The organism is Dactylosporangium darangshiense, from assembly GCF_039537565.1.
Taxonomy (GTDB): Bacteria; Actinomycetota; Actinomycetes; order Mycobacteriales; family Micromonosporaceae; genus Dactylosporangium; species Dactylosporangium darangshiense.
Genome location: NZ_BAABAT010000007.1, coordinates 89,719 through 102,899, shown reverse-complemented (window position 1 = coordinate 102,899; position 13,181 = coordinate 89,719). Strand labels below are relative to the sequence as shown.

Genomic DNA, 13,181 nt, shown 5'->3' with positions numbered 1-13,181 from the left:
CGCCTGTCAACTCGTGCAACTTTCACGGAAATCGCGGCGTTTGCCCAGGACAGGCGGGGGCGTCCCGGGACTGCTTGTCGGGGTTTCATCGATGTCCTACGGTCTGTGCCTCGAAGCGCTTCGACAACGTTGCGCTACCTCCAGTCAAGGGTGATCACACGATGGGAACCAGTCCCGGGCTGAGCCGGCGCGGCCTGCTCGCCTCCGTCGCGGTCATCGCCGCGGCGCCGCTGCTGGACGCCTGCGGCAGCCCCAAGCCCAAGAACGAGGGCACGACCAGCGACACCGACCTCACCCGGGCACTGCCAGCCTACGCGCCCGCCAGTGCCGTCAAGGCCGACTTCCCGGTCGTGCCGGGAGCCAACGGCGCCTCGACCGACCCCGCCTTCCTGTCCTACCCGGCCAGCCCGCCGAGCACGGTCTCCGGCACCGCCGGCTCCGGCGGCTCCTACGTCACGATGACCCCGCTGTGGGGCGCGATCCCGCCGTCCAGCGGCAACGCCTACTACGACGCGGTGAACAAGTCGCTCGGCGCCACCCTGAAGCTGCAGCCCGCCGACGGCAACACCTACGCCGACCTGCTGCCGCCGCTCTTCGCCGCCGACAAGCTGCCCGACTGGATCGACATCCCCAGCTGGACGATCACGAAGCTCAACTTCGGCGAGGCGGTCGCCACGAAATTCGCCGACCTCACCCCCTACCTGGCCGGCGACAAGGTCAAGCAGTACCCGAACCTCGCGGCGCTGTCCACGAACGCCTGGGTCTCCGGCGTCTGGAACGGCAAGCTCTACGGCCTGCCGATCTACTCCTCCAACGCCGTCATCGCCGGCGCCTACTTCTACCGCAAGGACCTCTTCGACAAGGCCGGCGTCCCGGCCGAGGTGAAGACCCTCGCCGACCTGGAGGCGATCGGCAAGGCCCTCACCAACGCCGCCGCCGGGCAGTGGGCCTTCGACGACCTGTTCGGCAGCGACGCGGGCTACATCTGCCAGGTCTTCGACTTCCCGTCCACCGGCTACCCGTGGACCACCGACGCGTCCGGCAAGCTGCAGCACCGCTACGAGACCGACGGCATCGTCGAGGCGCTCAACTGGCACGCCAAGATGGTCAAGGCCGGCTACCTGCACCCCGACGCCGTCGCCAACAACAGCAAGAACGCCAAGCAGCGCTTCTGGAGCGGCAAGGTCGCCGTGTGCGCCGACGGCACCGGCGCCTGGAACGGCGACGACTTCAAGTCCGGGACGGCGGCGAACCCGCAGTACAACCGCCAGGCCTTCAAGCTCTTCAGCGCCAAGGGCGGGGACGCCTCGATCCAGATCGGCAACGGCGCGGCCATGTTCAGCTACCTCAACAAGAAGCTCTCCGAAGCCCAGATCAAGGAGCTGCTGTCGATCGCCAACTACCTGGCCGCGCCCTACGGCTCGGCGGAGTGGTTGACGGTCAACTTCGGCGTCTCCGGCACCCACTACACCATGACCGGCGGCAACCCGCTGCTGACCGAGCAGGGCAGCAAGGAGATCGCCACCACGTTCCAGTTCCTGTCCTGCCCGGCCTCGGCCACCACCGTGCAGTCCGGCGCCGCCCAGGTCGTCAAGGACTACGCCGCCTGGCAGGCCGAGATGGTCAAGCACGTGGTGAAGCCGCTGTTCTACGGCATGAACGTGACCGAGCCGCCGCAGTTCTCCTCCCTGAGCCAGCCGATGCAGGACACCATCACCGACGTCAAGCTCGGCCGCAAGCCGATCTCGGCGTGGACCGACGCCGTGGCCACCTGGCGGCGCACCGGCGGCGACGACCTGCGCAAGTTCTACGACGGCATCCGCGACAAGTACGGCACCGGCAAGTGAGCGCGGGAACCAAGTGAGCGCGGGGAACGTGGTGAGCACCGAGACACGCGCCCCGGCCGAGGCCCGGCGACAACCGCTGGCCCGGCCGCGGCGCCGGCTGCAGCGGCTGCAGCGCGACCGCTCGCTGCTGCTCATGACCCTGCCCGCGGTGCTGCTGCTCGGCGTGTTCGCCTACGCGCCCATGTTCGGGCTGGTCACCGCGTTCCAGAGCTACGACATCTACTCCGGGTTCTGGTACAGCCCGTTCGTCGGGCTGTCCAACTTCGAGCGGCTCGTGCAGGACTCGCTGTTCTGGCAGGCCCTGCAGAACACCCTCGTCATCAGCGCCGTGCAGCTGGTGCTGTACTTCCCGATCCCGATCGGCCTGGCGCTGCTGTTCAACGAGGTCGCCAGCGCCCGCGTCCGCTCGTTCGTGCAGAGCGTCGTCTACCTGCCGCACTTCTTCTCCTGGGTCCTCGTCGTCACCGTGTTCCAGGAGATGCTCGGCGGCGCCGGCGCGCTCAACACGCTCCTGCGCCGCCACGGCATGGGCACCTGGGACGTGATGACCGACCCGGACACCTTCCGCTACCTCGTCACCGCGCAAGCCGTGTGGAAGGAGGCCGGCTGGGGCGTCATCGTCTTCCTCGCCGCCCTCGCCGCCATCGACCAGAACCTGTACGAGGCGGCGGCAGCCGACGGCGCCGGGCGCTGGCGGCGGCTGTGGCACATCACGCTGCCCGGCATGCGCGGCGTCATCGTGCTCATGCTGGTGCTGCGGCTGGGCAACGCGCTCACCGTCGGCTTCGAGCAGATGCTGGTCCAGCGCGACGCCGTCGGCCGCGACGCCTCCGAGGTGCTCGACACGTTCGCCTACTACTACGGCGTCGTCAACAACAACTTCAGCTACGGCGCCGCCGCCGGGCTGTTCAAGGGCGTCCTGTCACTGCTGCTGGTGCTGGGCGCGAACAAGCTGGCGCACGCCTTCGGCGAGGACGGGTTGTACCGCAGACATGACCGCTGAGACCAGGCCCGCCTGGCAGGAGCCGACCGGCCCGGCCGGCAAGGCCGGCAAGGGCATCACGCTGTTCGCCGTCGTGGCCGTGATCGTCGTGCCGCTGTACTCGATCGTGCTGACCAGCTTCTCCACGCAGGCCGCGGTCAACCAGGCCGGCGGGCTCGTCATGGTGCCCGGCGAACTGACGCTCGAGGCGTACCGGCAGATCTTCACCAACCAGCTCATCACCCACTCGCTGCTGGTCAGCCTCGTCATCACCGCCGTCGGCACCGCGCTGTCAATGGTGGTGAGCGTGCTGTGCGCCTACGGGCTGTCGCGGCCGGGAACGTTCGGGCATCGCACGATCCTGACGTACCTCGTCGTCACCATGTTCTTCAGCGGCGGGCTGATCCCGTCGTTCCTCGTCGTCACCGCGCTCGGCGGCTACGGGCAGTACTGGACGATGGTCCTGCCGGCCGCCGTCAGCGTGTTCAACATCCTGGTGCTGCGCGGCTTCTTCGCCGGCACCGCCACCGAGCTGCTCGACGCCGCCCGCGTCGACGGGGCGGGGGAGTGGCGCATCCTGTGGTCGGTGGTCCTGCCGACCTCGCGCGCCGTGCTGGCCGTCATCACGCTGTTCTACGCCGTCGGGTACTGGAACTCGTTCTTCAACGCGCTGCTGTACCTGCCCGACAACGGGCAGTGGCCGCTGCAGATGGTCCTGTACACCTACACCCTGCAGGGCAGCGCCATGCCCGGCACCGGCACCACCGGCACCGGCCAGTACGCGGGACACCAGGTGATCGCGCACCTGTCGCTGCAGATGGCCGTCGTCACGCTGACGCTGATCCCGATCCTGGTGGCGTACCCCTTCGTGCAGCGGCACTTCACCAAGGGCATGCTGCTCGGCGCAATCAAGGGCTGAGCGTTGACCCTGCTCTTCGGCGGCGACTACAACCCCGAACAGTGGCCGCCGGACGTCTGGGCGCAGGACGTCCGGCTGATGGGCGAGGCCGGCGTCAACCTCGTCACCGTCGGCGTGTTCGCCTGGGCGGCGCTGCAGCCCGAGCCCGGGCGGTACACCTTCGGCTGGCTCGACACCGTCCTCGGCCTGCTCGGCGACGCCGGCATCGGGGTGGCCCTGGCGACGCCGACCGCGTCCCCGCCGCCGTGGCTCGGCCACCGCCACCCCGACACCCTGCCGCAGGGCCCCGACGGGGTGCGGCGCACCTACGGCTCCCGCAACCAGTACTGCCCGTGCGCGCCCGCCTACCGCCGCGCCGCGCTCGCCGTCACCGAGGCGCTCGCCGACCGCTACGCACAGCACCCGGCGCTGCGGCTGTGGCACATCGGCAACGAGTACGGCACCGCCTGTCACTGCGAGCACTGCGCCCGGCGCTTCCGCGGCTGGCTCGCCCGCCGCTACGGCGACCTCGACGGCTTCAACGCCGCCTGGGGCACCGCCGTGTGGTCGCAGCGCTACGCCGAGTGGGCCGAGGTGCTGCCGCCGCGGCGGGTGCAGTACGTCATCAACCCGCTGCAGGACCTCGACTACCAGCGGTTCGTCAGCGACGCGCTGCTCGAGTGCTTCATCGCCGAGCGTGACGCGGTCCGCGCCCGCAACCCGGCGGTGCCCGTCACCACGAACTTCATGGACTTCTACCGCCACACCGACGGCTGGCGGTGGGCCGCCGAGGAGGACGTCGTCTCCCTCGACACCTACCCCGACCCCAACGACCCCGACGCCGCCATGCGCGCCGCCATGTCCAAGGACGTCATGCGCTCCCTCGGCGGCGGCCGGCCGTGGCTGCTCATGGAGCAGTCGCCGGGCGCGGCCAGTTGGCGGCCGGTCGCCACCCCGAAGCGGCCCGGCCTCAACCGGCTGTGGTCGATGCAGGCCGTCGCCCGCGGCGCCGACGCCGTCCTGCACTTCCAGTGGCGGGCCTCCCGGCAGGGCGCCGAGCGGGCGCACGGCGCGATGCTGCCGCACGCCGGGCCCGACTCGCGGGTGTTCCGCGAGATCCGCGCGCTCGGCCGGGAGCTCGCCGGGCTGACCGGCGTGGCCGGCACGACGGTGCCGGCGGACGTGGCGATCGTGCTGGACTGGGACGCCTGGCGGGCCGTCGAGCTCGAACACCAGCCGCACGAGGGTTTCCGGTACGTCGACCGGCTCACCGACTACTACGCGCCCCTGTGGCGGGCCAACGTCACCTGCGACTTCGCCCGCGCCGCCGGCCCCCTGCAGCGCTACCGCCTGGTGCTGGCGCCCAACCTGTACCAGGTCACACCGGAGGCGGCCGCGAGTCTTACGGCGTACGTCGAGGCCGGCGGCACCCTCGTCATGGGCCCGTTCAGCGGCGTCGCCGACCCCGACGAGCGGATCTTCACCGGCGGCTGGCCCGGCCCGCTGCGCGAACTGTTCGGCGTGCGGGTCGAGGAGCACTGGCCGCTGCCCGGCGGCGAGCGCCTCGACATCGCCTGCCCCGAGCTCGGCGACTTCACCGCCACCGGGTGGGCCGAGTGGTCCGAGGCCCGCGGCGCCGACGTCGTCGCCGCCGTGCGCGGCGGCCCCCTCGACGGGCGCCCGGCGATCCTGCGCCACCGGCACGGCAACGGCACCGCCTGGTACGTGGCCACCCTGCCCGAGCCGGCCGCCCTCGCCCGGCTGCTCGCCCGGGTGTGCGCCGACGCCGGCGTCGAACCGGTGCTGCCCGGCCTGCCGCCCGGCGTCGAGGCGGTGCGCCGCGGCGAGCGGGTGTTCCTGCTGCACCACGACGACGGGCGGGTCGAGCTGCGATGACCGGGCCGGCCCACGGCCCGCCGGCACCGCAACCCGACGACGACGCCCGGATCGGCCCTCAGCCGGTGAAGCCGGCGAACATGCCGACCTCGTAGGTGCCGCCCGGCTGGCGCAGAATCACCCCGAGCCGGTTGGCGGCGTTGACCAGCGCGACGAGGCAGACCAGCGCGACGACCTGCTCCTCGTCGTAGTGCTTGCACAGCTGCGCCCACGTCTCGTCCGACACGCCGTGGTGCGCGTCGGCGAGCCGGGTGCCCTCCTCGGCCAGCGCCAGCGCGGCCCGCTCGGCGTCGCTGAACACCGCCGACTCGCGCCACGCCGCCACCTGGTGCAGCCGCACCGCCGTCTCGCCGGCCGCCGCGCCCTCCTTGGTGTGCAGGTCGACGCACCACGCGCACCCGTTGATCTGGCTGGCGCGCAGGCTCACCAGCTCCATGAGGTTCTTCGGCAGCGTCGACTGCTCGACCGCGGTGCTGGTATTGGCGAGCCGCTTGCCGACCTTGAGCCCGATCTCGCTGGCCATGATGTTGATGCGAGGTTCCATGGTTTCCGTCCTCCAATGCGCTCCGGTTACGCGCATGGAGATGCCGGCCGCCCGGTTCCTGTGACGGTGACGCCGGTCACCGTTCGATGCGCAACGGCGTGGTGCGGCCGTCGACCGTGACCTCGTAGTCGCCGTGGAAGCCGGCCAGCGGCGCGCCGCCGGGTCCGGTGACGGTGAGCGTGGCCGAGCCGGTGCGGTGTTCCAACGCCGGCGCCATTGCCGGAGTTTTGCGGGCGCTGCCCTGCTACGGTGCGGTTCGTGGAGAACTCGATCGACGCCCCGATCGTCGCCGTCACCGTCTACCCCGCACAGGCCCGGGTCACCCGGCAGGCCCGGACCACCCTCGAGGCCGGCGACCGCGTCGTCGAGATCGGCCCGCTGCCGATGGGCCTCGACGGCGACTCGATCCGGGTCAGCGGCCGCGGCCCGGCGACCGTCCTCGGCGTCGACCTCGCCCTGCGCCGGCAGGCCGCACCGTCCGACGAGGCCGTCGGCGCGGTGCGCGAGGAGCGCCGCCGCCTCGCCGAGGAGTCCTCGGAGATCGACGACACGGAGACGGTACTGCGCCAGCGCCTGACGTTCCTCACGTCGCTGGGCGAGCGGGCTACCGGCGCCTACGCGCGCGCCCTCGCCACCGGCGCGACGGGCACGGACTCGGTGTCGGCGTTCACGACCACGATGGGCGCCGAGCTCACCGAGGTCCTCGCCGCGATCCGCGGGCTGCAGCGCCGCCGCACCGAGGTCACCGAGCGCATCGCGGCCCTCGACCGGCGCCTCGGCGACCTGTCCGGCAAGCGGCAGCCCGACGCGCGGTACGCCGTCGTCTCCCTCGCCGTCTCCGCGGCCGGCGCCGTCGAGCTCGACCTCTCCTACCAGGTGCCGGGCGCCGGCTGGCGCTCCACCTACGACGTGCGGCTCGTCGGCGAGGCGCTCCAGGTGACGTGGTTCGGCCTCGTCGAGCAGCGCACCGGCGAGGACTGGCCCGAGTGTGAGCTGGCCCTGTCGACCGCGCGCACGTCCGGCGTCGCGGCCATTCCGGAGCTGCAGCCGTGGTACCTCGACCCGCTGCTGCCACCGCCGCCGCCGCGGACCTTCGCCGCGTACGGCGGCCCGCCCGGCGCCATGCCGCCCCCGTCGCCGGGTATGGCCGCCCCGATGGCCGCCGCCGCGATGATGGACGACGCGTTCGAGGGCGCCGCGCCCGTCCAGCTCGCCCAGGCGCGGGTCGAGGAGGGTGCGGTCGCCGCCACCTACCGCCCGGCCCGCCCGGTCGCCGTGCCCGCCGACGGCACCACGGCGCGGGCCACGATCGCCGTGTTCGACCTGGCCGCCCGCCTCGACCACGTCACCGCGCCGGCCCGCTCCACCGACGTGCACCTGCGGGCCGTCGTGGCCAACAGCTCGACGCACACGCTGCCGGCCGGCCAGGCGTCGGTGTTCCACGAGGCCGACTTCGTCAGCCGCACCGACCTCACGACGTGGGCGCCGGGGGAGGAGCTCGAGCTCGCCCTCGGCCTCGACGACCGGGTTCGGGTCGAGCGGGAGCTCACCCGGCGCACCGCCACCAAGGCGACGCTCGGGTCGGCGCGGCGGCGCGAGGTGGAGTACCGCACCACGATCGGCAACTACACCGGCCGGCCGGTGCGCATCACGGTGCTGGACCAGATGCCGGTGAGCCGCCACGACGGCATTCAGGTGCGCGAGACCGTGCTGGAGCCGGCCCCCGCCGAGCGCACCGACCTCGGCGTGCTCACGTGGCGCTTCACGCTGCCGGAGGGGCAGCAGCACGTGCTCAGGCTCGGGTATCGCGTCGAGACCGCCAAGGGCATCGAGCTCTCGGGCTGGCGCGAATAGCTACTGTCGCAGCGTCGCCGACGGGGCCACCCCGAACGCGGCCCGGTAATGCGCGGTGAAGCGGCTGTGGTTGGCAAAGCCCCACCGGGCCGCCACCGCGCCGACGGTCGTGGTGGCCGGGTCGGCGGCCAGCAGCTCACGGTGTGCGTGCTCCAGGCGCACCCGGCGCAGGTACGCCGTCGGCGTCGTGGCCAGGTGCCGGTGGAACGCCAGCTGCAACGTCCGGATGGTGACGTGCGCGGCGGCGGCGATGTCGGCGGCGCAGATGTCGCGGCCGGCGTTGTCGTCGATGTACCCGATCGCGCGGCGCAGCGCCGCCGGGTGCGCGTCGTGGCGGTCCTCGATCGTCGGCTCGTGCAGCGCGTTGTTCGGAAACGTCGCCAGCGCCGCCGCCACGAGCATCCGCGCCGCGTTGCCGGCCAGCAGCGGCTCCGTCGCGGCGGGCGTGCCGGCCACGGTGTCGCGCACGAACGCGTACGTGTCGACCCAGAACCGTGCCGCCCGCGCCGAGATCGGCTCGTAGCCGGTGAACCGCAGCGCCCCCGGCGACCGCCCCGGCGCCGTCCCGGCGATGCGGGTCAGCAGCTCCGGGCCGATGACGCAACCTTCGCCGTCGCCGTCCTCGATGGCGCTGCGGTACGGCTCCCCGGGCGGCGCCACGATGAACACGTCACCGGCCCGGTACTCGGCCCGGTGCCGGCGCGAGCGGAACACGAACCGCCCCCGCAGCACCCGCCCGATCGCCACCGCCCGCATCGGCGTGTTCGCCACCTCGAGGCGCATCGTGAACGTGTTGTGGTGCAGCGCGATCGGCCCGACGGAGGCCTCGGAGATTCGGAAGCGGTGCCCGGTGCCGGTCGCCGTGAGCCGCAAGTCGCCGTACAGGGCGGCCAGGGCATGGCGCGCCACCTCGAGGTCGGTGGTCTCGTACAGCGTGGTCACGGACGTCTCTAGCGCAGCGTACGGCTCGGCGTCCGGCCGTCGGCGGCACGGTAGTGCCCCGCGACCTTGAGCTCCGCGAAGCCGGCACAGGCCTCGCGCGTGGCGATGTGGTTGAGCGCCTCGACGATCGCATCACGGCCGCTCGTGCGCAGATCCACGGTCCCGGACATTTGCCGCGCCCCCTCCCGGCGGCGGGACGGTACCTCGATCGACCATATACCCGCCAGACGAAGCGGTCACGGGTTTCGTCCAGCGGGCAAAACCGGCACCGATCCGTCGCTTTCCGACGTAGTCAGCCCCCCGGCCCCGGCCAGTCTGGTTGCGCCGGCAGCTCCACACCGCTCCAGCGTCATTTTTATGTAAATCGATATCGTTCGTACGATGGGTGGGCGTTTTGCGGCGGTTGCCCGGCGCTCGTGGTGATTGACGTTCGCTGCTTGCGCCCGGTGTGGTTCACGTTGCGACCGACGGAGCGGGGCCGCAGATGATGCCATTCGAGGTACGCAGCGGATGGATCACGGTCCGGCCGGGCAGCGCACCGGACCAGGTCCTGCACCTGGTCGCCGGCGGCCGCCTCGACCGTCTGGACCGCACCCGTTTCCTCGACGCCTTGACCGCGGCCGTGACCACCGGCCGCTCCGCGGTGGAGCTGGACGTGGAGCGGGTCACGCTGGTGGACGTGGCGGTCGTGCGCATCCTGCTGGAGGCCCGCCGGATCGCCGCGGCGCACGGCTGCGTGTTCCGCCTGATCCGCCCGGTGGGCCGTTTCGCCCTGATCCTGGACCTGACGGGCACGCGCGCGAAGTTGTGCGAGCCCGGCCCTGTGTCGCGCAGGCCGCGGGTGAGTGGCGCTTTGGAGGCAGGCCCTCGACCCGAGGCACCCCAGCCGCCGCCCATCACTTCGGCGCCCCCTTGAGCCCGTCTTTCGCCCGCTCCAGGCCGCCGGCCCGGCTTTTGTTTCCGCGATCATGCTGTTTCCGGCCCGCTCAGGCCTGGTTTTTCATCAACGCGGAAACAAAACGCTGCCGACCAGCTGGAACGCCCCCGGCGGTGCGCCGCCGAGCCCCGCAGGTGCGCACCAGCCCTGGACTCGCCACCGCGCGCGGGGACGAGGCCTACACCATTTCGGCGAACCCGATTCTCGGCCGCCCTCGAGCCCGGTTCGGCGGCGAACCCGGCGGAGCTTCGCACGTGCGCCCGACTCGGTCGGGCGGCGGCGATGAGCGCGGCGTCGGATCGGCCGGCGGTGATTCGGCGCGGCGTTGGGATGACCGGCGGCAGTGGGCCACCGCGTGGGGATGGCCAGCGGGGGTGGATCGCGGCGTTCGGGCGCGAGCCCGGCCGACGACGTGACCGGGCGGCCTGGTCCTGCCGCACGCAGGCGCGGACCGACGGCGGCTGCGGACTGCTGGCGGCTTGCGGCGGCAGCCGGTTGGGGCTTACGGCGGCAAGCGGTTTGGCTCGTGGCCCGCCTCAGTGCTGATCCGGCACCCAGGGCCCGACGCCGCCGATGCGCTCGACCGCGTACCGCGCGATGAACCCCGGCTGGCGCGGCGCCGGGAACTCGGTCCCCGGCCCGATGTACACCCTCGCGAGCCGGTCGAGCAGGTCCCACGCTTCGTCGCTGGGTTCGACGGTGGCCCGGGTTCGCAGCGCGGCGTACTCGTTCATGAATATCCCGGGCACCCGAGGGGCGTCGAAGGACAGGACCACCCGTGGGTCGCGCTCGATGTTGCGGAGCTTTCTGTGGTGGGCGAGGTGGCCGCTCACGATGTCGTCGCCGTCCAAGCCGATCCAGACGACCGTCACGTGTGGGCTGCCGTCGGGGTCCACTGTGCTCACGTGGGCCATCGGGCCGGACGCGATCAGGTCACGCAGCGACTGGGGGAGAGCGGTCACGCGATGCCCGCCACGAGATCGGCGGGCGACCGTGAGACGACGAGTTCGGCGGGCAACGGCGAGACCGCGAGATCGGCGGGTGACCGTGAGATCACGAGCTCGGCGGGCGACCGTGAGATGACGAGTTCGGCGGGCAAGGGCGAGACGATGAGATCGGCGGGTGACGGTGAGGCCGCGATGTCGGCGGGCGACCGCGAGAGTGCGGTCGTGCAGCGTCCGTCCCGGGCGGTGCCGTGGCAGGCGGCCCGGGCGGTGCCGCGGGAGGCCAGCTGCTGCGGAAGAGATGTCACGCGCGCAGCGTAGCGGGCGATCGAGTGAGCCATGGGTCCGTCCGTCAAAGCTCGCCGGGCTCTCGCTTGCCGGCGGTCGCAGTCGTCCGTGGGGCGGCCCGCGTGGGCGCTTCCGGTCTTGCACTTCCTACGGTAAACCATCCGAAAAAATCCGCACGTGCAGCAAAGCGGAGAGTTACCGACCGAGAGACCCTACGTGTCCGTGCGGCGGCGGAGGGTGCGGACTGACGTTGGGGTCAGAGCGGTCACTGTTGCCGCCGTCATGACCGTTGCGGCTACCAGGAGCCAGGTGCGGTCGCCTACGCGGGCGGCTATCGGGCCGGTCAGAGCCAGGCCGAGAGGGCGCATGACGAAAGAGCCGACCTGGTCGAAAGCGAAGACGCGGGCGAGCTTGTCGGGGGCGATGTTCTGCTGGATGGCCAGGTCCCAGTTGACGCTGAAGATCTCCAGGCCCAGGCCGTGCAGGAAGGCGCCGGCGAGGATGACCCACAGTGGGACGGGGAGGGCCATTGCCAGCGGGAAGCAGGCGGTGAGCGAGAGCCAGGCGGTGCCGGACAGGAGCATCCGCGATGGGCGGTAGCGCAGAGTGATCAGGCCGCCGGCCATGAAACCGGTCATCAGGGCCGCCAGGGACCAGCCCCAGGCCGCGCCGCCGAAGAGAGACGTGATGTGTACCGGGCCCAGTACGCCCTGGATGCCGCCGTAGATCAGGTGGTAGATCAAGGCCTGTGCGATGAGGAGCCAGAGCCAGGTGTGGCGGAAGACCTCGCGGGCGCCGGCGGTCAGGTCGTGCAGCATCGACGTTGCGGGCGGCGCCGGCTCCGAGGTTGCGGGGAGTCGCATCGCGGTGAAGCACAGGGCCGATGCCAGGAACGTGAACGCGTCGACGGCGATTGCCCAGCCGGGGCCGAACAGGGCGACCAGGACGCCGGCCAGGCTGAAGCCGAGGACCATTGCCGTGTTCTGGGACAGGCGCAGCAATGAGATCGCGGACGGGAGGGCGGGAGCGGGGACCGTCTGGGGGACCACGGCGCGGGAAGCCGGTGACGAGATTGCGGCCAGGGCGCCGTTGACGGCGCTCATCGCGGCCAGCATCGGGACCGTTGCCGAGTCCGTTGCCAGAGTCAGGGCCACGACCGTCTGGGATACGCAGGCCAGCATGGCTGCGCCGCGCATCAGCAGAGTGCGCGGGAAGCGGTCGCCCAGGACGCCGGCGAAGAGGGTGGTTACCACGTCCACCAGGGCGTATGCGGCCACCACCAGGCCCAGTTCCGTGGCCGAGCCGCCCAGGTGCAGTACCGCCAGGGCCATCGCCACGGGGGTGATCGCCGAGCCGAGGCCGATCAGGGTGCGGCCGGCCAACAGGTACCGGAACGGCGCCGAACGCCAGGGCGAGGTCGTCGCCGGTGGCGCGGGCAGGAGCACTGCGGTCATGGTCGCAAACTATTTCGCTGACGAACTTTTTGTCAACGAACTTTTCGCCAGCGAACGGAGTGCTACGATCGCCGCATGGGCGAGGACTTTGCCGATCGGCATGTGGCGCGGTGGCGGGATCACTGGGTCGAGGCCTCGTTCGACGACAAGGTTGAGGCGGCCACCGTTCGGCTTGTTCGGATCGCGCGGTACTTCAAGGACACCTCCGTCACCGCGGTCACCGAGGTGGGGTTGCAGCAGTTCGAGTACGAGACGCTGCACATGCTCATGATCCGGGACACGCCGGGGCATGCGTCGCCGCGGGCGCTCGCCGAGGATCTCGGGGTGTCGCCGGCCGGGATGACCGGGCGGCTCGATGCGCTGGAGAAGGCGGGCTATGTCAAGCGCACGCCCAGTGCCACCGATCGGCGCAGCGTGAACATCGAGGCGACCAGCGCCGGTGTTGCCGTGTGGCGGCGGGCTCTGGTGCTGCGGGGGCGGGCCGAGGAGGCGCTGCTGGGCAACCTGTCCGAGCGGGAGCTCGCGACCTTCAACCGGCTGCTGAAGAAGCTCACGCTCGTGATCGAGGGCGACGCCGAGTAGCTGCAGCCGGGGT

At 71.7% G+C, this 13,181-nt stretch carries 14 protein-coding genes; 7 read left to right on the top strand and 7 right to left on the bottom strand.

Going from position 1 to position 13,181, the window contains the following annotated elements:
- Positions 1-161: 161 nt before the first annotated feature.
- Genes ABD901_RS16090 through ABD901_RS16075 form a run of 4 tightly spaced genes read left to right on the top strand, consistent with a single transcriptional unit; the run spans position 162 to position 5,623 of the window.
- On the top strand, positions 162-1,847 hold the full coding sequence (locus ABD901_RS16090) for a type 2 periplasmic-binding domain-containing protein (protein ID WP_345127491.1): 1,686 nt from the start codon (positions 162-164) through the stop codon (positions 1,845-1,847).
- A gap of 31 nt (positions 1,848-1,878) precedes the next feature.
- Positions 1,879-2,850 carry an ABC transporter permease gene (locus ABD901_RS16085; RefSeq protein ID WP_345127489.1) on the top strand — a complete coding sequence of 324 codons (972 nt, stop codon included), beginning with the start codon at positions 1,879-1,881 and terminating at the stop codon, positions 2,848-2,850.
- Positions 2,840-3,748 (top strand): carbohydrate ABC transporter permease, encoded by a 909-nt coding sequence (locus tag ABD901_RS16080; RefSeq protein ID WP_345127487.1) that lies wholly within the window; start codon positions 2,840-2,842, stop codon positions 3,746-3,748. The genes ABD901_RS16085 and ABD901_RS16080 overlap by 11 nt, the downstream gene beginning before the upstream one ends.
- 3 nt (positions 3,749-3,751) lie before the next feature.
- The gene (locus tag ABD901_RS16075) at positions 3,752-5,623 is read left to right on the top strand and encodes a beta-galactosidase (protein WP_345127484.1); all 1,872 of its coding nucleotides are present in this window, start codon (positions 3,752-3,754) and stop codon (positions 5,621-5,623) included.
- Positions 5,624-5,681: 58 nt separating this feature from the next.
- On the opposite strand, the gene ABD901_RS16070 is transcribed toward ABD901_RS16075, so the two are convergent.
- Both ABD901_RS16070 and ABD901_RS16065 read right to left on the bottom strand, forming a co-directional pair.
- Positions 5,682-6,167 (bottom strand): carboxymuconolactone decarboxylase family protein, encoded by a 486-nt coding sequence (locus tag ABD901_RS16070; RefSeq protein WP_345127481.1) that lies wholly within the window; start codon positions 6,165-6,167, stop codon positions 5,682-5,684.
- A gap of 76 nt (positions 6,168-6,243) precedes the next feature.
- A complete protein-coding gene (locus tag ABD901_RS16065; RefSeq protein WP_345127479.1) occupies positions 6,244-6,384 on the bottom strand; it encodes a hypothetical protein in 141 nt (46 codons plus the stop codon).
- Between the two features lie 41 nt (positions 6,385-6,425).
- Here ABD901_RS16065 and ABD901_RS16060 point away from each other — a divergent pair, with 41 nt between their 5' ends.
- On the top strand, positions 6,426-8,021 hold the full coding sequence (locus ABD901_RS16060; RefSeq protein WP_345127476.1) for a DUF4139 domain-containing protein: 1,596 nt from the start codon (positions 6,426-6,428) through the stop codon (positions 8,019-8,021).
- On the opposite strand, the gene ABD901_RS16055 is transcribed toward ABD901_RS16060, so the two are convergent.
- Together ABD901_RS16055 and ABD901_RS16050 are read right to left on the bottom strand one after the other, a co-directional pair.
- Positions 8,022-8,963 (bottom strand): helix-turn-helix domain-containing protein, encoded by a 942-nt coding sequence (locus ABD901_RS16055; RefSeq protein ID WP_345127473.1) that lies wholly within the window; start codon positions 8,961-8,963, stop codon positions 8,022-8,024.
- 8 nt (positions 8,964-8,971) lie between these two features.
- Positions 8,972-9,121, bottom strand: coding sequence for a hypothetical protein (locus tag ABD901_RS16050; RefSeq protein WP_345127469.1), 150 nt, complete (start codon positions 9,119-9,121; stop codon positions 8,972-8,974).
- Between the two features lie 326 nt (positions 9,122-9,447).
- On the opposite strand from ABD901_RS16050, the gene ABD901_RS16045 reads away from it, so the two are divergent.
- Positions 9,448-9,879: an STAS domain-containing protein gene (locus tag ABD901_RS16045; protein ID WP_345127466.1), complete on the top strand. Its 432-nt coding sequence runs from the start codon at positions 9,448-9,450 to the stop codon at positions 9,877-9,879.
- Between the two features lie 557 nt (positions 9,880-10,436).
- Here ABD901_RS16045 and ABD901_RS16040 read toward each other — a convergent pair.
- From ABD901_RS16040 to ABD901_RS16030, 3 genes are all read right to left on the bottom strand, one after another.
- The gene (locus ABD901_RS16040) at positions 10,437-10,862 is read right to left on the bottom strand and encodes a PPOX class F420-dependent oxidoreductase (protein WP_345127463.1); all 426 of its coding nucleotides are present in this window, start codon (positions 10,860-10,862) and stop codon (positions 10,437-10,439) included.
- Complete coding sequence (locus tag ABD901_RS16035) at positions 10,859-11,152, bottom strand: hypothetical protein (RefSeq protein ID WP_345127459.1); 294 nt, start codon at positions 11,150-11,152, stop codon at positions 10,859-10,861. The genes ABD901_RS16040 and ABD901_RS16035 overlap by 4 nt, the downstream gene beginning before the upstream one ends.
- A 192-nt stretch (positions 11,153-11,344) precedes the next feature.
- Positions 11,345-12,586, bottom strand: coding sequence for an MFS transporter (locus ABD901_RS16030; protein WP_345127457.1), 1,242 nt, complete (start codon positions 12,584-12,586; stop codon positions 11,345-11,347).
- A 75-nt stretch (positions 12,587-12,661) separates the two neighbouring features.
- Between ABD901_RS16030 and ABD901_RS16025 the strand changes: the two genes are divergently transcribed.
- Positions 12,662-13,168 (top strand): MarR family winged helix-turn-helix transcriptional regulator, encoded by a 507-nt coding sequence (locus ABD901_RS16025; RefSeq protein WP_345127454.1) that lies wholly within the window; start codon positions 12,662-12,664, stop codon positions 13,166-13,168.
- The last annotated feature ends 13 nt before the right edge of the window (positions 13,169-13,181 follow it).